Origin of the sequence: Proteiniborus sp. MB09-C3 (genome assembly GCF_030263895.1) — a bacterium.
GTDB lineage: Bacteria > Bacillota > Clostridia > Tissierellales > Proteiniboraceae > Proteiniborus.
Genome location: NZ_CP127161.1, coordinates 2,678,210 through 2,702,910, shown reverse-complemented (window position 1 = coordinate 2,702,910; position 24,701 = coordinate 2,678,210). Strand labels below are relative to the sequence as shown.

Genomic DNA, 24,701 nt, shown 5'->3' with positions numbered 1-24,701 from the left:
AAAACAGCTAGCGGTTAGAAGAAAACACACAGCCAAGGGGAACTGACTTTCATAGAATAAGTCCTAAGACTAAACACGGAGAAACGGAACTTTCCTTAATGGTTTCTACCATTATTAAACCACAGGCATTGTTATTGGTCTATACAAAGAAATAAAAAAGAGACAATAGATTGCAAGGCTATTATCTCTATAAAAATATATAATATTTCCTTGCAAATACTATTATACGAGGAGAAATGAGTATGAAATCATATTTTGATAATCCTGATCAATTAGATAGAAAACCAGTTCATCTTTCTCCGCCTGAAGCCTTCTCTTATTTGTAAGATGAGGTGATTCTTGTTGATATACGTCCTGAATACGAGGTTAACTATAGAGTATTTGATGTTCCAAATGTATACTTGTTACCTTTTTCTTCGTATAGGGAAAGTTTTCATAATCTTCCAAAGCGAAAACCAATGATTATTGTTGATAGTGTAGGTATTAAAAGTCTACAGGTTGCACAATTTTTGGTGGACCAAGGTTTTAGCCAAGTAGCATATATTATTGGTAACGTAATAGAATGGGAACATTGCGACTTACCATTAACTAAAGACGTAGACTATCAACTAAATGGTGGCTGTGCTTGTATGATTAAATCCAAGAAATAACTTAAAAAAGTCAATTAAGATAGTAGGCTGGGAACTAATAACCAGCTTACTGTTTTTTGGGCAATATTGATATTATAAAGAATTATAAAACATATTGACGAACATCGACATGAAGATACTAAAGGGGTGGGTATTATACGCCGAAAACTATATCTGACTTTTTATGTAAATGGAGTATAAATGAAAATACACAAAGCGTTCTAGAGCTTAGCTGTGGAGATGGAATTTTTATTGAATCAGCATTAAGAAGATTTATATATTTAAACATAGGCGATGAAAATCTTGATGGTAGAGTTAGAGGTATAGAGCTAATTGATGATGAAGCACTCAAAGCTGAGGACAAAGCAAGGAGTCTTGGGGCTAAAACTCAGACAGTTATTAATAGTGATTTTTTTCATTATGTAAAAGATAATCCTACTAAAAAGTATGATGTAATTATTGGAAATCCACCATTTATAAGATATCAGAACTTTCCGGAAGAACATCGAGAATTGGCAATAGAAATGATGCGAGGGCTGGGACTAAAACCGAATAAGTTAACTAATATTTGGGTTCCATTCCTTGTAGTTTCAGCTTCCCTACTTAATAATGAAGGAAAGCTAGCAATGGTGATACCAGCAGAATTATTTCAAGTCAAGTATGCAGCTGAAACAAGAATATTTTTATCTGAATTTTTTGAACGAATAACAATTATTACGTTTAAAAAATTAGTATTTGAGGATATTCAACAAGAAGTCGTGCTATTGCTTTGCGAAAAAGTTGTGGACCATGGGAAGGGAAACAGAGTTATAGAATGCGAAAATCTTGATGAGCTTTAGTCTTTAGATTTCACTAAAATCAATGGATCCAATGTCAAACCTATAGATCATACTACTGAAAAATGGACTAAATATTTTTTAAGTGAAACTGAGATTAAATTATTAAGAAAGCTAAAAAGAGATAAAAAAATTATACCATGTAAGAAAATATTCGATACTCAAGTCGGTTTGGTAACAGGAAGAAATGAATTTTTCATTCTGAAAGAGGAACAGGTAAGTGAATGGAATTTAGAAGAATTTACAATTCCTATTGTTAGTAAATCAAATCAACTAAAAGGGATTACATTTTCAGAAGAGGACTTCAGTGAGAACTCAAAAGATCAAAAGGCAGTTTATTTATTTTTACCTCCTGATGTAGATTTTGAAGAATTGCCAAAAGTATGTCAATCACATATCAGATATGGAGAAGAGAAAGGATTTCATAAAGGATACAAAACTAGAATTCGCAAGAGATGGTATATTACACCTTCAAGGTGGGTACCGGATGCATTTGCATTGAGGCAAGTGGGAGATTATCCTAAAATTATTTTAAACGAAACGGGAGCTTCTTCAACAGATACTATTCACCGAGTTAAGTTTAGAGAAGGTGTAAATAAAAAGTTAGCTACTGCAGTTTTTGTAAACTCGCTTACATTTGCATATTCAGAAGTAACGGGTAGAAGCTATGGCGGTGGTGTTATGACTTTCGAGCCATCAGAAATTGTTGAAATTCAAATTCCAGATTTTGAAGGTGTTGATATTGATTTTGATAAAGTAGATGTATTAGTTCGAAGAAAGGAAATTGAAAAGGCCTTAGACATTGTTGATGAAGCTTTGTTGATAAATCACCATGGGTTTACAAGAGATGAAGCTATGCAATTAAGAAATATTTGGATAAAATTATCACAGAGAAGAAACAATAGAAAAAAGTAATATTAAAAAAATCCATCGATGAAAATAGTCGGTGGATTTTTTATTCTATAAATCGATAAGTTCTTTTTAAACATATAATTCATGCATAAACTAGTTTGCTTATAAGCATAAAAGCTTTTTATATGTATCACAGATAATGAATGAATCAAAGACTATTTAGCAAGCTATGTCGAAATATGTATAAAAACAACGAACGATTTCAGAAGGTGTAACATGGTGTCATATTGAATAAAAACTAGTAAACAATAAACAATTACTTACTAATCTTTTATTTTAAAATTACTTGCAGGGCAGTAGTTTACTAACTATTTTTGGTAATAAAAAATGCTTAATAAGAAAAGCGCTAAATAACAATAGCTAATGTCTATGATGAAAAGTAAAATTTTTTATAACTTGCAAGCAGGTGAGAAGAAAAAAGGGGTGAAGAAATGAATTCAGAAATTATCAATTTTTATAAGGGTAAAGCAAAAAATGAAGTCACGTTAGAAATAACGAAGAAGGAATTCGCACAGTGTTTACAAGTAGAAAACTTGAATTTCTTGATAGGTTCTGGCTGCTCAAGTTTTGTTAAAAATGGTGAAGAGAGTGCAATTCCTACCATGAATACTTTAGCAAAACGATTTTTTGATCAAAACCCAGATTTTAGTGTTCAGGAAGTACTTCTTAAAGAACATTTTTTAGATAACTTGGAAAGAATGCTTGATTATATGATATCAATTAGGTTAGTAAATTATGTGAGGCCAATAGAAAATGAAATTGATTTAAAGTTAAAAACGGTTCAAAATTTTATTAAAGAGCAAGTTATTTTAGGAATGAAATGTGATGAAGTGAATTCTCTATATAAGGATTTTTACCTAAAAATATTGAGAAAAAATAGGAAAAGCCCTATTAACATTTTCACAACAAATTATGATTTGTATAGCGAGAGAGCTCTTGATGAACTTGGTTTTTTCTATAATAATGGCTTCACAGGTACAGTAGAAAGAAAATTCAATCCAATATCCTATAACTATGCTTTTGTAGAAAATATGAATTTAAACAAAGATATTTGGGATCGGGTTTCTAATTTTTTTAATGTGTTTAAAATTCATGGATCTATTAACTGGATAAATAAGGATATGACAGTTGTTGAAAAATCGATAGAAAACATTACTGATGATACAGTTATGATTTACCCAACACCACTAAAAGACAGAACTACTTTGATGACGCCGTATTCTGACTTAATGCGAAATATGCAGCAATCACTTATGAGAAATAATTGCGTTTTAATAGTGATAGGATATAGTTTTTCTGATGATCATATTAACAGAATAATTTTAAATATGCTGTCAGTACCAAGCTTTAGATTAGTTATACTAGGTGGTGGTTCTAATATTGATAAACTTATTTCAATAGGGGATAGTCGTATTTGGATAATTAACTCAACAGATAAAATACATTATTTCAATAATTTTGTGAATAAATTATTGCCAGATATACAGGATGAAATAAATGAGAGAGTAGAATTGCAAGAAAGATTTAAGCTAATAGAATCTGCATTAAAAGGAGTTGATTAATATGACTAATAGAAATATTGGACGTGTTATTTCTATTAGTAGTAAATGGTTTATTGCTGAGCTGTATGCTGAAATTGGAAATTACATAAATACTGTAGACGGTATTCGATTTGTTGGTGAAATTGGCTCCTATGTTTCTATTGAAGAAATAGAAAGAAAAGTAATTGCTGAGATAATATCAATTGATGAGAAGAATATTATCAATTCTGAAAAGATGAGTAAACCAAATAGCCATAGGTTAATAAATTTAAACTTGATTGGTGAAATATCTTCTAAAAAATTTACTTTTGGTGTTTCAAAAATGCCATTAATATTCTCAGAAGTTAGTATAATTACTGAAAAAGATTTAAGAACAATGCTAGAAATTGGGAACCAAGAGAGGGTTATTGATGATTATAATAATACCCGTTTAGTATCATTATCTATTGGAAAATCAGTTGTTTTTCCAGATTATGACGTCAAAATAAATATTGATAGATTTTTTGGATTTCATTTTTCTGTTTTTGGAAATACGGGTGCAGGAAAATCGAATACTATAGCACGTATAATACAAAACGTTTTTAAGAAGGAAAAACATTCTGCTATTGGAGCGAAGTTTATTATTATTGACTCTAATGGTGAGTACGAATCATCAATATGTCAGTTAAATAAACACAACCCTGATATTGATATAAGATGTTTGACTGCAGATTTGAACTTAGAAGATAAAAATCATCTAGAATTACCTGTGTGGGCATTAAGTGCAGATGATTGGGCTGTACTATTGCATGCTTCTGAAAAAACACAAATCCCAATTATTAAAAGAGCGATTGATATTGCTAGAATATTTTATGATCCAACTAATAGTGATAATTCATTAAAAAATCATATTTTATCTTCAACAATTATAGGAATACTTAATAGCTCAGACTCATCCCCGTCAAAAAGCGACAAGATTAAGGCTATAGTAACTACATTTGGAACTGGAGAGATTAATCTTGATTTCTCTATTAGTACAAGTACAGGAAGCAAAAATATAAGAAAGCTGTTGAATGTGAACTATGGACAATTTACTGATATAGAAAGCTTACAAGTTTATTGCGAACAATTTATCATCGAAGATGTTAATGAACGTTTAGCAAAGTCTCATAATATTGTTTATGATATTAACCAATTTTATCAAGCAATTATTTTTGCTGTTCTTTATGAAGGGAGTATCAGTTCTCAAAGAATACAAGAATACACAGCAACCTTAACAACTAGATTACAGGCTTTAATTGATAGTGAGCAGGGAAAAATACTATCAAAAACGAAGTATACTAATTTAGATGATTATGTATTAGATATTTTAGGGAACAATCAGGTTGTAAATATTGATATTAGCAGTTTGGATGATTCTTCAGGTGAAGTTGTAGTAAAAGTTATTACAAAGCTATTTTTTGATTATTTAAAAAAAATGAATAAGAAGGCAGAGATGCCGATTAACCTAGTGATTGAGGAGGCACATCGCTTTGTCAAGAATGATTCTCATTCTGGAGCTTTGAGCTACAATATTTTCGAACGGGTTGCAAAAGAGGGGAGGAAATATGGTTTGCTTCTAGGAATTTCATCTCAAAGACCCAGTGAATTATCTAAAACTGTGGTTTCTCAGTGTAGTAATTTTATAATTCATAGAGTTCAAAATCCTGATGATATTAGTTATATTTCGAGAATGGTTCCTTATATTAGCGAGGGAATAATAAATAGGCTAACGTATTTACAGACAGGTGATGCTTTAGTTTTTGGTACTGCTATTAATCTACCAACTTTAACTCGTTTTAATGAAGCAAATCCACCTACGGATGGTCAAAATGCAAAAATATCAGAAAAATGGTATATTGCAAAGACTTCTTAATATAACTTGATTTGTTAGACTTATATTATTACCTAATTACAACTTTTTAAATCTTTGGTCAAGCTTTTTTTCAAGTAAAATCTAAACATTGTTTATCTCATATTCAATTGTGCTGAGAGAAAGATAGTTAAATGGGCAATGTGTAAGTTCAAAAGATTTCGTGGTCACAGAAGAAGGGCTGAAAAATGGTTGGCTGAAGTAAGGAAAAGGGAACCCAGTCTATTTGCACATTGGAATTATCGAAATAGAAATGTTGTAATAGGTTGAATGATAAGTGTCAGATGAAGGGATACTTTCAAGTACGGTTCCGTGAGAAGCTTGGGGTGAAATTCCCCTTACTTGCACGACTGCCAGGGGAGATGGGTGACTGCCAGTTCTATGGTGACGGCAGAAGAATCAATTAGGCTTATATAGACTCAGTTTGTCTACATGTTTTTTATACTACTATTATAGATTAGGAGAAAAGGTTGAAAAAGAAAACTAGGGATTGGCACTTCACTTAAGGGCATAGCAAACAAGCCGTCTTGCGGTGGCTTCAAAAAATTGAATATATAGACAAAATTAAGGTTATTCAGTAGCTGACTTAATTCTGTAACCTTGGAATTTTGCTAATTGTATAGCCTGCTCTACAGTAATCTCGCGATTGACAGGAATAACGTCAGAGTTTCTGTAAAGTTCAGCATTGTATGGTTCATTTTTCTTCAACATGTTGTATAATGCTGTTAGAAGCATTCTTGCTATTGCAATGATTGCCTTCTTGTGACCACGACGCTTTCTTAAACGAAGGTAGCGGTTACGGATTTCTGGATGCTTTTCACTTTTAACCACAGAGTTGGCACATTGAACAAGAAGTGGTTTAATATAGCATCCAGCTTTGGAAACCCGGACAGATTTTTTCTTCCCTGCACTTTCATTGTTGGTAGGTGTAAGCCCTGCCCATGAACACAAGTGTTTCGCCGAAGGAAAAGCCTCCATATTAACACCAATCTCTGAAATGATTGTGATTGCAGAGAAGATGTTTTTAAAAGATGGAGCGGTTAGGATTAGGTCGAGTTCTTGTTGATAGGGGCTGGCGAGCACAAGAATCAGTTCTTCTAACTCTGATTTCCGGGATTCCAAATCTTCAAAGTGCTTCTTGATAATCTTTAATTTACCAGCCTGTTGCGGGGAGATATGCCCATCAACGGCGAGCTGTAATTCAGGAATTTTACCCTTCATAGAGCCGTGAATTAAAGGTTCAATATCGAATGAAGTATCTAGAGGATTTTCAAGAATCTTATTCAGAATCTTTTGAGCACTTTTACCAAAAGTGTCGGAGACAACGGAAGACAATTGAATGTTGGAAACCGTGAGACAGTTTTGAAGACGGTTCTTTTCACTGGACATAAAGCAGGTTAGTTTGTAACGATAGCGCATAAGGTCGCGTAGCTGGCGAATATCAGCAGGGGGCATAAAGCTACCGGCAACAAGATCATGCTTAAACAGGTCAGCAATCCATTTAGCATCTTTCTTGTCAGTTTTTTACCACGAATAGCCTTAACGTATTTAGGATGTGCAAGCACAATAGAACAGTCTTTTTCCAAGACGTTGTACACGGGAATCCAGTATTTACCTGTAGATTCCATGCAGACATCCTTACAATTAGATTCAAGCAGCCATTGTAACAGCTCTTTCAGACCTTTGGTGTAGGTGGAAAAGCGATGGCTCTTGTAGGTGGTAACACCTTGTTTATCGGTGGAAGCGATGCAGGCTACAACAAAAGTTTTGTGAACATCAATTCCGCAGCAGATTTTGTACACGATTTTTAAAGCCATAGGGACTCCTTTCTGAACTAGAAAGTTCATAAGAATTATAGGGAGATACGGCATTGACTGAACGCCTGGCATTTAAACGAGATTGTTTAAACAAAGATAAGGTTACGTACTCTAAGGTACACTTATTTGTGCTTGAAAAGGCGTTCTACACATATAAAAATACGGTCATCTGACAAGTCAGACAGCCCACTCACCTCCCCGTGATTTGTAGTTTACCGAAATCCCTATGGGGTTAATTATAAAACAAATAACGCTCAAAAGCACTTTTTCATTACGTTTTGTGCCTTGAGCGAAGCGAAAGGAATGGCTATAAAAATGAAAATAAGTAAAAATATTATTATATTAATGTCTATACTTTGCATTTGTTTTTTCGGATTGGCGGTTTTTTTTGAATTTGGATATTTTGAAACTTTAAGTTGCAATGTATTGAGAGGACATATGGATTTTTATACAAATATAAGTTTAAGTGTTTTTGCAAGTGGGATATTAGTATTAATACCTTCTATAGTACAATATTTAACCGAAAAGAAAAGATATTATGTAGAAATATATAGAATAATTAATTATATGTTGTCTGAAGCAATAGAAATAATTTTGCGTATGGAGGAATACTCCCAAGACGGTTCTATATTTTCACATTTTGAAAAATTCAGATTGATTTATAATGAGCTTATTACTGAATATTCGACATTTACTTGTTTTTTTAAGCTTTCTCAAAAAGATAAATTAGTTGAGAGTGTAATTTCTGAAACTGTGAGATTTATTTTGATACAGGAAGAATTGTTGAAATATTCTAAGCAAATTAAAGAAGGAACATTGAGTAAAGATGAATACAAAAAATGTTTTGATGTAGTAAGAAACGAATTGATTAATTCATTTAAGAAAGAATTTGTAAAATATCAGATGATGATAGAAAAAGATATAATGAGATTGATTAAAGATAAAAAAATAGAGAAATATTACTAGATTTAGGAGGGTAAAAATGTCTATACCACAGTTTAATGAAAGAGGAACTCTAAATAAAGGAATACACCAATGCAATTCTAGTGAGTTTATAGATAGATTTTGTTATGGAGAAAAAACTATTCGTAGTAAATATAAAGAAGTATTAGAGCAACTGTTTGCTTTTGGTTTAAGTAGAGGTGCTAAGAGTATAATCATTGGAGGTTCATTCATTACTTCTAAAGAAGAACCAAGTGATTTGGATTGTATGATAGTACTTCCTAATGAAAAATGTTGCACTATAAGATCTAACGAGTTACTTTGTGTTGAAGGGTGTGAGATCGATGTATTAGTTATTGCAGAATCTAGTAAAGATTCAATATATTCATTTCTTAATTTATTTTCTAAAGATAAATATGATATAGAGGTTGGTATGGTTGAAATAGTATTGGACGAGGAAAAAGACAAATCAACTTGGAATGATTATGAAGATTATTATAGTTTGGAGAATTTATTAAAAGCTAGAGATGCATACATAAATAGGCATGTTATAAGAGGAGTTAAGGAAAGTAAAGTATTGGTATCTATTATGAATTTGAACGAATATTTTTTATTTAATTATGAGATATCTCCAGTAGTTAGCGCAGCTGGGTGGACTTTTGCCCCATATGTATATACAGGAAAAAATATACTTAATGAATATGAACAATTTAGTAATTGGATAACCCATTTATATTATATGTATGAAACAGATATAAGTGTTTTTGCAGATGGATTAGGAACATTTTTGTTAGGAAAGTATTTAAAAGACGAGGTTAAATTTGTGAAAGCGTCATTTGATAAAATTATTTTATCGAAAGCAGTATTATCAAGTGATTTTGATTGGGTTCAAGAAATAGAAGAAAGAAAAGTTGATTTAATTATTAATTTAAAAGATAGTTCTGATAAGAATATTATTTCAGAAAAAATACCCAAGGAAATTAAAAGTAGTCCATTGCTTGGAATAGCATATAAAACAGGATTTAAAAATGGAAATAGTAGTATTATAGAATGGAATTATAACTATGCTAGTTGCATGGATTATTTTAAATTTCAGAATTCAATATTTCCACTGTATAATATGAGTAGTGTTATTAAAGAAAATATTGATAATATTTTTCTGGAAAATATGAATGAAATAATGTCTAAACATATATCTCTTAATGAAGTTACTTTCAATCTATATAAAGAAATAAAATGATAGAATTGAACGTCTGAGTTGTTGGGGATTAGTAGGGAACAAATAAAAAAATGTATCAAGAATATAACAATATTTTTCATTTTGAGCTGAGTATATTGGGATGTCAACCTACTGATGAAGAATTTGATGATTTATTCATATACTTTGCTCAATACACTGATGATTTTGAAGTTATTTATTATAGCCCGAAGGAAAGACTGACATATTTGATGAGAGAATATAAAAATGCATATGAAATTTATATAGCAGGAATAAAAAAGCTAGATAAAAAATTTAATGACGTATAATGTAGCCTAATCCAAGAGATTTACTATATACTTTTATTCATTACTTAATATAATAAGTTGATGGAATCCTATACACAAAATAGTTTGCATAAAATGCCAATAAGATGTTGATGGCAATGAACTGTAATTAATTGACATTTTAGGAACGGAGCCAGATGAGGTAATAGATGAAGTAGATTTAAAAATACAAGTTAAAAAACTGTACTGCAAGATGAATAAAGTGCTTAAGGATAGAGAAAAAATTATAATTCAGCTTAGGTATGGTTTAGTAAATGGTGGCTGTAAAACCCAAAGAGAAATAGCTAAGATGCTAGGCATATCAAGGTCATATGTGTCTAGAATAGAAAAAAGAGCTATAAAGAAATTAAATAAGGCATTGATGTAAGTATTTTTGAGCAAATTGATAAAAATACAGGGACAGGTGATGATACACCTGTTTTTTTGTTGTAAGTTATGAAAGTAAGTCTATGCTTTCAAAGGTAAGCGTATAATAATTGATGGATTTTCTAATTGATCCCCAAATGAGATGAGTATTGCTTCTAAATTAGACCAGCAATGTCTACTTTCAGACCATCAGTTGCCATATAATAGACCAACAAATGCAATCAATAGACCATTTATTCAAGACCTCCTATGTAATTAAGGTGCATGCTGACTGCATGACTAAATTATATAGGAGGTTTTTATGATGCAATATCGTAGAATACTTGAGTTGCATTTCAAGGAAACAACCCAAAGGACCATTAGTTCCAGCGTCAGTCATTCAAGACAAACTGTATCAGATGTAATTAAAAAGGCTAAGCAATTAGGCTTAGTTGAATTGACTGATGATATGACCAATCAATGGTTGGAAGGGTTTTTGTTTCCTGGAAAACAAGCTATAGCAAAAGGATATTTCCCTATAGATTGGGAGGAGGTACATCGTGAACTACAAAAGAAAAATATAACATTAAAATTACTTCATCGTGAATATTCTCAAATTGCTAGAGATAGTAACAAGATCCCTTATGCCTATAGGACATTTTGTAGGCATTATGGAGTATACGCAAAGAAGTATAAGTTAACCATGCCCACTAGGCACAAACCAGGTGAAATTATGGAAGTTGACTGGGCAGGAGATACCTTGTCTATTAAAGATCGAAGTACAGGTGAGAAACCAACTGTCTATGTGTTTGTAGCAACATTACCGCATAGTCAATTATTTTATGCTGAAGGATTTTTTAATATGACATCACAAAGCTGGTTGATTGCTCATATTCATGCATTTGAATATTTCAATGGAGTAGCTGAGGTTTTAGTTCCTGATAACTTAAAGACAGGTGTGAATAAGGCTGTCAGAGGAGAATCTATTTTGAATGAAGCTTATCGTGAGCTAGCTAATTATTATGGAGCAACGATTGTCCCAGCACGGGTAAAATCACCTAAAGATAAGCCAAGCGTTGAAGGTAGCGTTGGATATATTTCCAGACAAATCATAGCTTCATTGAGATATTATCAATGTTTTAGTCTCGTTGATTTAAATACAAAAATCCTAGAAGAAGTAGATAAATTAAATGACGAACCTTTCCAAAAAAGAGATGGTTCAAGAAGAAGTGTGTTTAGCGAAGAGGAAAAAACTAAACTTATCCTCCTTCGTTACCCACGTTACCAGCTATCGAAATGGAGAACTGCAAAGGTTCAATTAAACTACCATATCCAAGTGAACCGCATGTATTATTACGTTCCTTATGAGTATGTCCAAAGTCAAGTTGATGTTAGAATTACTAAGGACTTAATTGAAGTATACTTCAAAGATATGAGAATTGCATCACATAAAATACTTTTAGGAGAAATTGGTCAATATTCAACATTCAACCAATCCCAATCATATGCCTGATAATCACAGACAATATCTTGAACATACCCCAGATCAAATTAGAAATTGGGCCAATACAATAGGCCAAAGTACTGAAAAATTCGTTGAATACATTTTAGATAATCACGTTGAGAAAAAGGCGTTAACTATTTTACTATCTTTTAAAAACCTAACTAAATATTATTCAGATGAACTCATTGAAAAAAGCTGTGAAACCTTAATGACAATTTCACAGGCACCAACCTTATCTGTTCTCAAAACAATATTAAAATGCATGAAAGATAGTCAAAAGGCAAAAGAAAATGGAACTTTAAATGAGGCTAAAACAAATACTGATTATGGCTTTGTCAGAGGTGCTAAGTATTTTGGAGGTGTAAAAAATGAGGAATAAAGAAACTTTACGTAAATTAGCCGAAATGCACTTAAGTGGTATGGTTGAACTTTATGAAGAACAAACAAGAAATTCAGATTTTGAAGATATATCATTTGATCAACGCTTTAATCTGCTTGTCGATTATGAATATTCTCGTCGTCAATCTAATAAGTTAAAGAGATTGATCAAACAAGCCACATTTAATGATCAAACAGCTTCTATTGAGGATATTGAATATCATCCTGATCGCCATTTAGATAAACAGTTAATTCTTGAACTAGGAACATGTAATTATGTACGTGAAAATCATAATATTATTTTGATGGGAGCATCAGGTAACGGTAAAACATGGATTTCAAATGCATTTGGTGTACAAGCATGTCGTCAGTTTTTTAAGGTTAAATACATTAGATTACCAGAGCTAATTGATGAGTTAACAGCAGCTAAATATGCCGCAAATGAAAGTTACCGCAAGATTGTTTCTAAATACAAGAAGATAGAGTTATTAATTCGTGATGAATGGTTGCTTACAGCATTATCTCAAGAAGAAGCTATACATGTATTCGAAATCATTGAAGCTAGATTAAAGAATACATCAACAATATTTTGTTCCCAGTACGCTCCAGAAGGCTGGCATTCAAAGATTGAGAATGTCCAGATAGCCGATGCAATACTTGACCGTATTGTACATGATTCTTATCAGATACTCATAGATGGGGAAGTCTCTATGCGAGAGAGACATGGTATTAACTATCAAAGAACAAACCAATTTTAACAATGTAAATTAAAAGAGAGTCCCATAATGGGGGCTCTCTAGACGCTTTGGTCTTGAGTTGACACTGAGTGGTCTATTATGTGGCATTCAACGGTCTAAAAGTGTATATTAGTGGTCTAATTCGAAGGCAATATTCATATAGATAGAAGAAATTATGAGGGAGAGATTGAAAATAGCCTAATATTTAAAAATAATGAATCTCTTTTTCAAGCTTTTAATGTTTCAAGAAATAGGTTTTACAGGTTATTAAAATTAGCTTATGAGTGTGGTCTTGTAGATATAGAAAAAGGTGCTTGTAACAGAAATATATATATTTTAAATGATTTAGTACCTTTAAACAAATTAAAAAAAATCAGGAATTGGAAGGATAGAGAAGGAACCAGAATTCAGTCAGAAGAAGAATTTAGAGGATATTCCTAAAACAGGATCAGAAGAAAGAGAGGAAATTATCTTAGAAGAATTTGAAAAAGAAATACTTGGAGAGGAAAAGTATGACGTAAAGAGTTATCCTAAAAAAGGACAAACCCTAAATCATGTTTTTACTGATAGTTTCAATGTTTTAGATAGTACAGAAAACACTCCTAATAATTCTAATATTTTAATAGATCTAAGTTTTAATAATCAGTCTATCTGTCAGTCTACAGATCTAAAGAATATAAAATTAAATGAAAATGTAAAGACTGACAGGCCTACAAATATACCAATTCAATTTATGGATAAATATAAGAAAACTATAAATAAGTGTGAACTCTATGCCATAGAAGAAAAATATAGAGATGCAACTGCGCATGCTATAAAACTACTATTTTTGGATATTGAAAAGAATAGAAGAATAAATATAGGTGATAATATAATTCCCGCGGAAATAGTCGAGGAGGATATGGAAAAACTAGACTTTTTTGTAATAGAACACGCTGTAAATAAATTTAAAGAAGCTAGTAGAGAGAAGAAAATAAGAAACACTGTAGCATACTTAAAAGTCTGTATATATAATTCAATCCATGATATTAAATTAGATATTGATGCTGACATAAGATATAAAGGTTTTACTATGTAGTTGTTTTGTATAGTTCGTAGGATGCTTTCTAATGGAGAATCTAGAGTTTCTTATATATTGATAGGAATTGTTTAGTATGGTATAATTGACACGTGCAAATTACACGTACTAATACTATATAAAAGCTCTAAAAACTACATAAACTACGGTACATATTGATATTTAGAACTTTGGGATTCGTGAGTCCAAAGTTTTTTCCTGATTTAATTTAACAAGGAAGTTAATAAATATAGTAGAACTATAATAATGCTGCTAAGGGTGTTCAGATGTATTATACCATAATCAAAAACGCTAGTTATGAATTATATAAGTTTCTATGATTTTGCTATATAAAGGGGGAAGTTATGTGAAGAAAAAGCCAAGAGTAGCTATTGATTTATTTTCTGGCGCTGGAGGTTTGTCATGTGGTTTGATTGATTCTGGCATTGAGGTTAAAACTGCAGTTGAGATTTGGAACATAGCTGCAAGTACATATAGAAAAAACCTAAAAGGTTCTGTTATAGAAAAAGATATAAAAAATGTTAAAGGGAAAGAAATATTGAATAACATAGGATTGAGAAAAGGACAACTATTTTTATTAGCGGGATGTCCACCTTGCCAAGGATTTTCATCACAACAGAGAAATAAAAAAGGTGAAAAAGATGAGAGAAATCTTTTAGTTTTTGAATTTGCAAGATTGGTATACGAACTGAGGCCACTATTTATTTTAATGGAGAACGTACCAGGAATGAAAAAGGAGAGCAAAATCTTCAAAAAGGTAGTTAAAGAATTAAGGGAATATGGTTATGAAATAATATATGATACATTAAATGCTGCTGATTATGGAGTGCCTCAAATAAGAAAAAGACTAGTTTTGCATGGGGTAAGACTTGATATATATAAGAAAATGATAAAGAAAAAAATCGAACTCGAATTTCCTGAAAAGACCCATACCTCAAGTAAAAATCTAGTCAATAATGATAAGTTAGAATCTTGGAAGACTGTAAGACAGACAATATCTGACTTGCCTAAATTAGATGCAGGTAGTATAAATGATAATATCCCGAATCATTTTAGTGCTGGATTAAGCAAAATAAATCTAGAGAGGATTAAATGGATAAGAAATCACGGGGGTAGTAGAAATTCTTTGCCAGAAGAACTTCAACTTAATTGTCATAAGAAAAAAGCTGTAGGATATGGAGATGTATATGGAATAATGGACTGGGATAAGCCAGCACCTACTCTTACTGGAGGATGTTTATCCTATTCAAAAGGAAGATTTGGTCATCCCGAACAAGATAGAGCTATTTCTGCTCGTGAAGCAGCCAGATTACAATGCTTTGATGATAAGTTTGTTTTTGAAGGAAATAAGACTGAAATATCCTTACAGATTGGTAATGCAGTACCAGTAAACTTAGCGAAAGCTAGCGGTGACTATTTCATAAGATTAGGTGAGGAACTTCGTATAATTTAAAAAACGAGTCAGAAGTTGAGATTGACTCGTTTTTTTATGTATATTTTATGCAATATAGATATTTTAAATTATCCTGTTCTATCCTATGAATATATTACCATAGCTTTGTGAATTCTTAATAAATATCTCATCAACACCAACACGCGAATAGAAAGCTATATATTTACCAATAATCTGTCGTATATAATTATTATTTAATCTATAAGGTCTTTTACAGGTTATCAATCTATTTATTTCTTCCTTACACTTTAAATCAAATATTTGGATATCATAAAAGTTCCAAACAATTGGTACTAATTTTTTCGTTCTATGATCAGGTATTATAGTAACATGCTGATTCTCTCTTAAATGCTTACGTTCAGGTATATCTGAATGCACTTTTCCTTTTATAAAATTCAATTTAAAGTCAACTCTTTCTGGCCTAAAAACATCGCAAGGAGGAGTTATACACAGTAAATAAGTGTCATTTTTCATATTGATTTCATTACAATCTATAATAATATCACCACTATGAAAAAAATTTTTAAGATTTACTTTAGTTTCTTCGAGGATAATTTTATTATTATCTTTAAAAATAATAAGATCAGATAAATTAGTTAAGTCATTATTTTCGTAGCTAGTAAGCTTAAGGGTACCAATTAGCTGGCTTATAGAATTAGTAATATTATCATTAGATAACATAGTAAATAAAATAGGTAAGACTTCCTTGAGCCATTTGACATATTCATTTTTTATGACTTTATCTGTATTATCAATTAATTCTTTAATAATAGATTCTTTATCTGGAGAATCTATTTTATTTAATAATTCCAGTTTATTTATGTATATCATAATCCGTTTTGTAATAAAGTCATCAGAGATTTTAGTTACTATTAAATTTAAAGATTCTTCCCACTTAGCTGGAGATAAATCAATAATATTAATGCATTCTTTAAATAAACTTACATCAATCTGTGACAATGCTTCAAGATTATGTTTATACTCTTTTTCTTTTTTGTGTTTTTTTTCTAACAATGCAATTACTTCTTTTATCTTTTTATCTAGAGTTGATTTATCTAACTCTTGTAGTTTATGTATATTGTTGTTAATAGAACTATAAATTGCGTTGATAATATTTTCATTAACAACAATTTCTTCATTAATATGATTAGTTATTAGTGATGTTAATTCCTTTGGCAAATCATTGTAATTATATCCTTGTGACTGACTTTGTAAAATTAGTAATGTTTCAAAAGGCTGAGAAAACTTTTTAAGAAGCTTACCAGTTTTTTTATTAAGTTCTAATATGGTATCAAAAAATACAACAGGAAAATATCCGTATTGTTCTACTAGTAGCGAAGCAAATGTATCAATTATTTCTTCAATATCAAAAGAATCAGTAGATACTTTTGAACATAGCATAATAAGTGAAGAATTATGGATTGTATACTTATAATTTTTATTAGATTCTGTTTTTCCATCATAAAAAATCATATCATCAAAGTTATCTTTAAAATCATTTTCAGCTTCATTAAAATTTTGAGTATATACCACAATAAGTCTCATCTGATCTTCAGTACAAATAACATCTTTTAAGACATTTACTGCTGTTAACCCTGGTTTCAGTTGCCAATCAATGATAGTGAAATTAGAGCATTGAATGTGTTCAACTAGATCTTTTGTTTTTGTATGACTATTATATTTATAGGGAAAAATTATTATATTTTTATAATTTTGTTGTAAATTCTCTAATAATAATTCTAAATTCGATTCATCTACATAACTAGTATCTTCCATAGATTCGTGTATTTCACTAATAGGAGTATATACATCAATTGCTGCAGAAGTATGTTGTTGAGTTTGACAAGCTTCACTTAAAGCAGCATAATAACTTTCTTCATCGTTGGAATTAACATCTTCACTCGGATTAGATTGATTCTCTTTATTAACTAATGATAGCGAAAATTCATCATCAATGTAAAGTACTTTGCTTAAAAAATCTTTTATTTTTCTTTCAGCTTGTTTATTAGATAAAGACTTAACAACAGTACTCATAGCATCAACATCCTTTCTTTAATCTAAATTAAATACTATTTTAAAACATGCTCCACTTAACCTTTTTTCAGGGGAATCATAAACAATGTCTATTTTATGGTTTTGTGATTCAAGTACTTTTTTTGCTATAGTTAAACCAAGACCCCTACCACCAGGTTTCTTGGTAAAAAAAGGACTAAAGATTTTTTCACCAGTACTTTTACTTATTCCTATGCCAGAATCTTCGATATAGAGTGTGCTTTCAAGTTCATTATAGTGAAAAAGTATTTGTTTAGCATCTCTATCTATAACCCAATAAATAGAATTATGAATTAGGTTTGATAAAACGGGGTAAATCTTTGATTGAGATAGTACTAGCTCTATTTCTTCATCAACATCAATTATTAGATCAATTTTGTATCTTTCAAGAGTTGATGCAAAAAAGTTCTTTAAATCTGCCAACATATAATTTAATTTTATCGGTCGCTTTGGTAGGTTATAACTTCTATACATGGGCGATAGCTGACTTTGTCTATCTGAAATAGCCCTAAATCCTACCTCAATTTGTTTAAGCCAGTATAAAGCTCCTTGTGACATATTTAAACGTTTTAGATGCTTAATTGAATCATTAACGTTAGTAAATAATTGATTAAATTCATGATTTACTACTTCAGATGCTAGTCCAAGGTTTGCTAAGTCGTTTATTAACTCAAGTTCTGTTTGTAACTGTGCATTTTCCAGCTTTAGAGATCCGAGCAAATAATCAAGTGAATCATTTCCAGCTGTATTACCTAAAAAAGATAGTAAAGGCTGAATTTCCGTAAGTAATCCATTAAATTCATTTTCTATTTTTAGCCTAGTATATAGCAATAAATCGTAATTTTTTTTTTCTACTTCATCTATGCTATGTATAATGCGTGTTGCATGGCTCCTGATTTCATGAGGAGGTAAGCTAATGAGACTAATCAGTTCATTTTTTGAAGTATTAGTTTGATTGATTAATAAGCTTAATTCACTATTATTTAGATAACTTTTCAATTCATGACTGACCTTATTTACTTTTTCGAAGATATTACTAATAGGCTCTATCTCTGAAAGAATATGCTGCCTTTTTATGTCAATGTCTGAATTAAGTTCTTTTATTGTACTGTTAATAGAATTATCTATATCCTTAATTTTCTCTAGTATAATATTTATGAAATCTATTGGATTATCCAAAAGATTGTCTGAAGCTATATCATTCCAATCATGTATTAATTTTAAAAATACTTGTTCAATTTCATGGGAAGCCATCCCTAATTTACTAGTTAGGTTTTTAATAGTATCAGCAAGTTCTTTGTTATAAGTTAATACTCTACTAGTTAATTTATCATCATAAGAATCTTTAAATCTTTGGGACAATGAAATTATATATGTATGTTGGAGATTATCAATATCATTTTTCTTACTAGCTGTTAGTTTTCTGAACTCTTCAAGTTGTTTGGAAAGCTTTTCATATCCATCATTTACTTGTGCAACTTCTGCTTTGAATTTCCACTCTTCAATATATTTATAAATTTCATCTTCAAGAAATTTTAATTTTAACGGATACTCTTTTAATTTAGTCTCCAAACTTATTAAGTGTTCTTTAGCTAGTTGTCTTTCTTGTTTAATAGTTTCCTGTTCTTTTATTTTATCTTGCATTGCTTTTGTATTATTTTCTATATAGGTATTTCTTAAACCTTTAGAGTCTTTTCTAGCATTTGAAAGATAATCTAATGATATATTTATTAATAGGTTTTCTAATGTTTTAGTAAAGTAATAAAAATATTCATTTTCTATCAAGCCTTCTCTACTTGACTTATCTTCTAGATTAGGATTATCAGCGGAGTTAATATCAATCTTACCAAACATATTTCTATGACTAAAAAGATAATTACCAGCATGCTTGCTTCTTCTTGCTTCTAAATTGAGAAAATCATTTTCTGGTTCTCCATAAGGAAGAATTCTTACATTATCCCTAAACACGCTAAGTCCGCCAGCTATTTGCATTTTTTGAGTTATCATTGAATATTCTTCATCCGTCAGTCCACTATTACTAGAAGATAGTTCTACATGACACATTTTAAGTTTATATGGTCCGCAATCATATTTTTTCCAGTCTTGAATACCTGCAGTAACTTCTATTCCTTTGGTGAGTTCATTGTTACAATCTTCTAATATTTTACTATCAGCATTCCTCGCCATTATATTACCGTAAAATTTGCCATTTCTAACTTTGCCTTCTATTTTCAAGTCATAAATATTGTAATCTTCTTCAGTATAGTCAGAGTTAAAAACTAAAGGTTTCTTGTTGTATACTATTTCAACATTAAAAGGATTATCGGCATTACTAAAGTTTGAAACAAAGGAAGCAAATCTAACATAATTTTTGTTTGCAACAAAATCTTGTTCCCGGTCTTTTTGTGGAATATTAGGATTAAGATATCTATCCCAATCTTCAATAATATCCTGTATTAAAATAATTGTGCCTTGCTTTTTACCATTTTCTATTATTGAGCACAAAGTCAAAAGATGATTATAAGATACATCAAAGTTATGTATTTGGTTTTCAATTCTATTATACAAGTCAAAAATCTGACGATCTCTTCCAGATTTTAAATTTTCACTTTCAAGTTTCCATCCTTGTAACTTAAGGTTATTACTTTGCTCTTTCTTGAAATTCTCAATTATTGATGAAAAATTGCTTTTTAAATATTCAAAGCTTATTTCAAAAATAGAAGGGATAGTAATTTCTTCTATATATAACTTAGGATTTTCAAATATATTCCAATTAATGTAAACCATATTCCACTCAGAATTAGAAGTACGTGTAAGCATTAACATTTGCTCACCTAATCTAGCTGCAGCTAATCTACCAATACCTTTTTCACCCATTAAAGTGCGGTTTTTTCTTGTTCTGCTATTACTTCTAGATTTTTTTGAATCAGTACCAAGGACAAGCCAATTATTATTAATAATGTCTTTATCCATTCCATCTCCTTCATCACAAATAATAATATATGGATTGTCTACTTTTGTAACAAATTCTGTTCTTATCCATTCTGCATCTGCATCATAAGAATTTTTCATTAGTTCACCTAATGCAGTTACCCCATCTCTAATCTGTTTTCTACCCAATAATTCTACAGCACGGGCTTTAGTCTTAAAGCTTCCCAATAATATTCCCTCCTTAGTATATTAAGTAAAAAGCTAATTATAAAAATACAGAATTCAAAAAATATTTTACTTATATTATAGATAGATATCCTTAAACATCTTAATAAATAATTAATTTCAATAAATAATGCTTTATTCCTTCCTTATAATATATTTATTCATAAAATCAAATTTAAAATTCTTCACAAACTTATATTTCTCACCACCCAAATAGATTTTCGTATAAGAATTTCCAACTTCTAAATCAATCACATCATTTTCTGCTATGAATTCTTCAATGTCAGCCTTAACATCATTAATAATAATCTTTTTATCTTCATAAAATTCAATAATAGAGCCTTCTGTATATATTTTTCTAGTAAAATATCTTTTTCCATCTTTGATGAGTATAAAAGTACCCCTTGCTCCTGGGCGGCTACCAACTTTAAAAGTCATTATGGGTTGGAGATTGATTTGTTCATTTGCCTGACTATGATTTAGAATTCCTAGACTTTTATTAATAATGTTCTCACTAATGCTAGCAAAGATATTTCAAAATTATTAGGGATCTTATAGAGAATAATTAAAGAATTAGTTGGGAGCTGATAGAGAACGTTTAAAGATATGCTCGTAATAACAATAAAAATAACCAGTACTATCATTACCCTCTTAAAAGTAGGTTCGCGATAGCTATTACGATTAAAACCTTTTTTTGCATTTTTTAAAAAACCTGGGCATATAGGTGTCTTGAGACTAGTGGTCTTTCATTTGGATCTATATATTTCATTGTAAGTATTTTTATTATTATCGTTATTTGAAATAGCTACTTGCTCTCTAAACTCTGATTCTCTATATAGAACTTTTTTTATAGTGAACATATCTTCTGAAGAAAGTGGCTCAAAGCAGAAACTATTTTCAGAAATAACATATCTTCAAACTTTTTCTTAATAAACTTTAGTTAGGCAATTTTAAAAGCCTAACTAAAGTTAACAAAATCAACTCTAAATCTCTTCACATATTTTAGAGTTTCAATAAAACCTTAAATTTTAAAAAAGAAATATTTAACTGCCAATCCTTTTATATATTCAACTATTTTTTTCATTTTGCTAGGCATTTTAGTTAATATTATATTTGGCTTCCATATGCCAAATGTAGTTAATAAGAAAATAATTGAGCTGTATATAAAGACGAAATAATTATAACCATTGGAATTAAAAAAAGTTTTTCTATTTATACTAAGTAAATTACTTATGGAACTTAAATTAGAAACAGTAATTAGTTGCGTTCTGAATATTGCTACGAAAATAGAAATATTTGCAACTATCTTAAATAATAATTTCAAATCAGGCAGGCTATCGTTTTCTTTAACTTTAATAGCTAAGGTAGCCCATAGTATAAGAAATATGATAGTATAAGACGGCTGTATTATTCCAGAAAGAATTAGCAAAAAGCTTAAAAATATTATATATGCGTATAATGCAACGTAGTTTATATCTTTTGCTTTTTTAACTAACCACCACAAGCCTCCACCTATAGTTATTAGAGTCTGACCCAATCTTGATACAAATTCAATATAATAATTCAAGCTGCCGCTAACGTTAAATATGTCATCACCTAATGTTAATAAAGCAAGATTAATAACATTTAAGATTGTGTCCAAAATTACTCCCTGTAAAGGAGCAAACAACCAAATGAATAGACCTATTGAGGCAATGACAATTGACATTATTAGTGGTATAGAAATTACGAGATAATAAAGAAAGTTTAATAAAAAATGAACTATTAGTATAGGAATTATTGAATACAAAATTGCTAAAAATAAATTTCCAACACTACTAGTTTTACTTAATTGAATAGGGAGCATTATTAGAAAACATATTCCATATAATACGCCCAGTAAAATAGAAGGGTTTTTAAGTTCACTTATTAGTCCTGAAATTTTATGAATTTGCTTTGCAGTACTTTTGCCCATTTAATGTCTCCTCCTTATAAAATTAAAATTTATATATAAATTAGTCATAGTGCTGATAATTGTGTGCTTATTTTAATTTAACAATTTTTTTATTCATAAAATCAAATTTAAAATTCTTCACAAACTTATATTCCTCACCATTCAAATAAATTTTCGTATAAGTATTTCCAACTTCTAAATCAATTACATCATTTTCTATAATAAACTCTTTCTTGTCTGATTTAGCATCATTAATAATAATTTTTTTATCTTCATAGAATTCGATAGTAGAACCTTCTGTAAAGATTTTACTAGTTAAATATTTCTTTCCATCTTTTATAAGTATAAAAGTACCTTTTGCTCCTGGATGACTACCAACCTTAAAAATCATTAGTGGTTGATTATCTATATCATTATTTTCTTGATTCTGACTAAAAGCTTCTGTTCTTTTGTCAATGAAGTTTTCAACAAAACTAGCAAATACCTTAGGGAAATTATAAGGAAGGTGGAAGAGTCTTTTCAAAGCTGGAGATATAACAATAATACTTATTATGAGTACTAGAATTGTCTTCTTAAAGGTCCAGTATTTTTTAGAACTAGTATATTTAAGTTGATTCTTCTTTTTAACATTAGGTTTATTAGAACTTGAAGATAGTTCATAACTACTTATAGTTTCTTCATGTTGGGGGGAGATACTGTCACTATCTCTATCTAATATAAATTCATCCTCATTACAGGGTACAGATTCTTTGTATATTATTTTTTTGATTATATCCATGTCTTTTTGGAATAATGGCTCAAAGCAGAAACTATTTTCAGGAATAAACATATCTTCAAACTTTTTTCTTAATAAACCTATATCTTTTCTATTTTCTATATCTTTAATCTCATCTTTAAAAAGTATAAGTGTTTGATCTATTGAATCTTTATGGCTGCTATTCAAAAATGATAATTTTTCAATATTAGTAAAGACAACACCACAAGCCCGGCAAAACTTAAGATTACCTTTGTAGATACCATCATTTTGAAGCAGATTTTCTTCAGCTTTAAGAACGTTTTCTATTTTGTTTTTATATCTAGTTGCTTGTTCCAAAGGATTCAACTTAGAATTATTGTTAGGTTTGAAATAGAAGTATTTAGCATTTGATGAGTATATAGTTTCCAAAGCCCAATCTTTTACTTCTAATACTAGAAGTCCAAGTGTGGGTTCTACTATTATAAAATCAGGGTAATTATTATCTACTCTCATATTCCAGAAAACATAATAATCATCTGGAAGCATATATTTAAGAAACATATATACTTCTATTTCGCTATAGTGTTCTTCCTCATAACCCTTTATCGAAGGTGGAAACATTTTTGCCATCTAATCACTCCCGTCATTTTACACTTTTCGACAACATTCTACAAACATATCCCATAATATACAACATTTTCCCCAAGAGGGTTAAAAAAATATATTCCTGACGGAATAATATTTTTATTTGCTTTTGTTAAATTCACGGCTTGTCCAGTTTAAGTACCTTTTAGTTCATCAATTAGCTTAAGCTTTTCTTTTTCAATAACCCTATTTATTCTGTAGAGGTTAATTCATCAGATAGTTCAGTATTACGTTTTTGCATATCTCTAAGCTTATAAAGTTCTATTAGTTTTTTTAGTTCTTCTTGACTTTCGGGAGATAGGTTACGTATCTCTTCAGAGATTTCATCAGAAGATAATTTGTCTTTGCTAGTATTCTGAATAGGTTGTTTAATATCAGTTCTTCCAAGAAGATAATCTGTAGACACGCTAAAAAAATCAGCCATCTTTTCTAGGATTTCAAAGCTAGGTTGCTTTCCTTTAGTTTCATATCCAGCAATGGTAGGTCTACCAACTCCTAAATGTTTAGCTAATTCATCTTGTGTAACTTTATTTTTATCTCTAAGACATTTTAAGCGTTGTCCGAACTTCAT

Annotated in this window: 19 protein-coding genes and 3 pseudogenes; 15 read left to right on the top strand and 7 right to left on the bottom strand. The window is 30.2% G+C overall.

Annotated features, from left to right (window positions below):
- The first annotated feature begins 332 nt into the window (after nt 1-332).
- The 5 genes and pseudogenes from QO263_RS13190 (at nt 333) to QO263_RS13170 (ending at nt 5,812) form a co-directional block, all read left to right on the top strand.
- A complete protein-coding gene (locus tag QO263_RS13190; RefSeq protein ID WP_285622300.1) occupies nt 333-650 on the top strand; it encodes a rhodanese-like domain-containing protein in 318 nt (105 codons plus the stop codon).
- Between the two features lie 137 nt (nt 651-787).
- Nucleotides 788-1,468, top strand: a pseudogene (locus QO263_RS13185) (Eco57I restriction-modification methylase domain-containing protein); the annotation flags it as partial.
- Nucleotides 1,469-1,486: 18 nt separating this feature from the next.
- A complete protein-coding gene (locus tag QO263_RS13180; protein WP_502928720.1) occupies nt 1,487-2,380 on the top strand; it encodes a hypothetical protein in 894 nt (297 codons plus the stop codon).
- Between the two features lie 428 nt (nt 2,381-2,808).
- Nucleotides 2,809-3,939 (top strand): SIR2 family protein, encoded by a 1,131-nt coding sequence (locus tag QO263_RS13175; RefSeq protein WP_285622295.1) that lies wholly within the window; start codon nt 2,809-2,811, stop codon nt 3,937-3,939.
- Nucleotide 3,940: 1 nt separating this feature from the next.
- On the top strand, nt 3,941-5,812 hold the full coding sequence (locus QO263_RS13170) for an ATP-binding protein (RefSeq protein ID WP_285622292.1): 1,872 nt from the start codon (nt 3,941-3,943) through the stop codon (nt 5,810-5,812).
- A gap of 567 nt (nt 5,813-6,379) precedes the next feature.
- On the opposite strand, the pseudogene QO263_RS13165 reads toward QO263_RS13170, so the two are convergent.
- Nucleotides 6,380-7,626: pseudogene (locus tag QO263_RS13165) on the bottom strand (IS110 family RNA-guided transposase).
- A 303-nt stretch (nt 7,627-7,929) separates the two neighbouring features.
- Here QO263_RS13165 and QO263_RS13160 point away from each other — a divergent pair.
- The 10 genes and pseudogenes from QO263_RS13160 (at nt 7,930) to QO263_RS13120 (ending at nt 15,608) form a co-directional block, all read left to right on the top strand.
- The gene (locus tag QO263_RS13160; RefSeq protein ID WP_285622287.1) at nt 7,930-8,592 is read left to right on the top strand and encodes a hypothetical protein; all 663 of its coding nucleotides are present in this window, start codon (nt 7,930-7,932) and stop codon (nt 8,590-8,592) included.
- A 16-nt stretch (nt 8,593-8,608) separates the two neighbouring features.
- Nucleotides 8,609-9,808 carry a DUF6932 family protein gene (locus QO263_RS13155; protein WP_285622285.1) on the top strand — a complete coding sequence of 400 codons (1,200 nt, stop codon included), beginning with the start codon at nt 8,609-8,611 and terminating at the stop codon, nt 9,806-9,808.
- A 50-nt stretch (nt 9,809-9,858) separates the two neighbouring features.
- Nucleotides 9,859-10,095 carry a hypothetical protein gene (locus tag QO263_RS13150; protein WP_285622282.1) on the top strand — a complete coding sequence of 79 codons (237 nt, stop codon included), beginning with the start codon at nt 9,859-9,861 and terminating at the stop codon, nt 10,093-10,095.
- 103 nt (nt 10,096-10,198) lie between these two features.
- A pseudogene (locus tag QO263_RS13145) lies at nt 10,199-10,480 on the top strand (sigma-70 family RNA polymerase sigma factor); the annotation flags it as partial.
- A gap of 300 nt (nt 10,481-10,780) precedes the next feature.
- The gene (gene istA / locus QO263_RS13140; RefSeq protein WP_285622280.1) at nt 10,781-11,971 is read left to right on the top strand and encodes an IS21 family transposase; all 1,191 of its coding nucleotides are present in this window, start codon (nt 10,781-10,783) and stop codon (nt 11,969-11,971) included.
- Nucleotides 11,928-12,341, top strand: a complete 414-nt coding sequence (locus tag QO263_RS13135) for a hypothetical protein (RefSeq protein WP_285622278.1) — start codon at nt 11,928-11,930, stop codon at nt 12,339-12,341. Before istA ends, QO263_RS13135 begins: the two co-directional genes overlap by 44 nt.
- Nucleotides 12,331-13,098 (top strand): IS21-like element helper ATPase IstB, encoded by a 768-nt coding sequence (istB, locus tag QO263_RS13130; RefSeq protein WP_285622276.1) that lies wholly within the window; start codon nt 12,331-12,333, stop codon nt 13,096-13,098. The genes QO263_RS13135 and istB overlap by 11 nt, the downstream gene beginning before the upstream one ends.
- A 132-nt stretch (nt 13,099-13,230) precedes the next feature.
- Nucleotides 13,231-13,518 carry a hypothetical protein gene (locus tag QO263_RS19155; RefSeq protein ID WP_502928719.1) on the top strand — a complete coding sequence of 96 codons (288 nt, stop codon included), beginning with the start codon at nt 13,231-13,233 and terminating at the stop codon, nt 13,516-13,518.
- Between the two features lie 292 nt (nt 13,519-13,810).
- The gene (locus tag QO263_RS13125) at nt 13,811-14,155 is read left to right on the top strand and encodes a hypothetical protein (protein ID WP_285622273.1); all 345 of its coding nucleotides are present in this window, start codon (nt 13,811-13,813) and stop codon (nt 14,153-14,155) included.
- 346 nt (nt 14,156-14,501) lie between these two features.
- Nucleotides 14,502-15,608, top strand: coding sequence for a DNA cytosine methyltransferase (locus QO263_RS13120; RefSeq protein ID WP_285622271.1), 1,107 nt, complete (start codon nt 14,502-14,504; stop codon nt 15,606-15,608).
- A 78-nt stretch (nt 15,609-15,686) separates the two neighbouring features.
- Here the strand turns inward: QO263_RS13120 and QO263_RS13115 are convergent, their stop codons facing one another.
- The 6 genes from QO263_RS13115 to QO263_RS13090 all read right to left on the bottom strand — a co-directional run bounded on the left by QO263_RS13115 (nt 15,687) and on the right by QO263_RS13090 (nt 24,701).
- Nucleotides 15,687-17,642, bottom strand: a complete 1,956-nt coding sequence (locus QO263_RS13115; RefSeq protein ID WP_285622268.1) for a response regulator receiver domain — start codon at nt 17,640-17,642, stop codon at nt 15,687-15,689.
- Between the two features lie 18 nt (nt 17,643-17,660).
- On the bottom strand, nt 17,661-20,819 hold the full coding sequence (locus tag QO263_RS13110) for an ATP-binding protein (protein ID WP_285622266.1): 3,159 nt from the start codon (nt 20,817-20,819) through the stop codon (nt 17,661-17,663).
- 132 nt (nt 20,820-20,951) lie between these two features.
- The gene (locus QO263_RS13105) at nt 20,952-21,254 is read right to left on the bottom strand and encodes a hypothetical protein (RefSeq protein ID WP_285622263.1); all 303 of its coding nucleotides are present in this window, start codon (nt 21,252-21,254) and stop codon (nt 20,952-20,954) included.
- 583 nt (nt 21,255-21,837) lie between these two features.
- Entirely contained in the window at nt 21,838-22,770 is a 933-nt protein-coding gene (locus tag QO263_RS13100) for a hypothetical protein (protein ID WP_285622260.1), read from the bottom strand.
- Between the two features lie 67 nt (nt 22,771-22,837).
- Nucleotides 22,838-24,115 carry a nuclease-related domain-containing protein gene (locus QO263_RS13095; protein ID WP_285622258.1) on the bottom strand — a complete coding sequence of 426 codons (1,278 nt, stop codon included), beginning with the start codon at nt 24,113-24,115 and terminating at the stop codon, nt 22,838-22,840.
- 205 nt (nt 24,116-24,320) lie between these two features.
- On the bottom strand, nt 24,321-24,701 hold the full coding sequence (locus QO263_RS13090) for a helix-turn-helix domain-containing protein (RefSeq protein ID WP_285622256.1): 381 nt from the start codon (nt 24,699-24,701) through the stop codon (nt 24,321-24,323).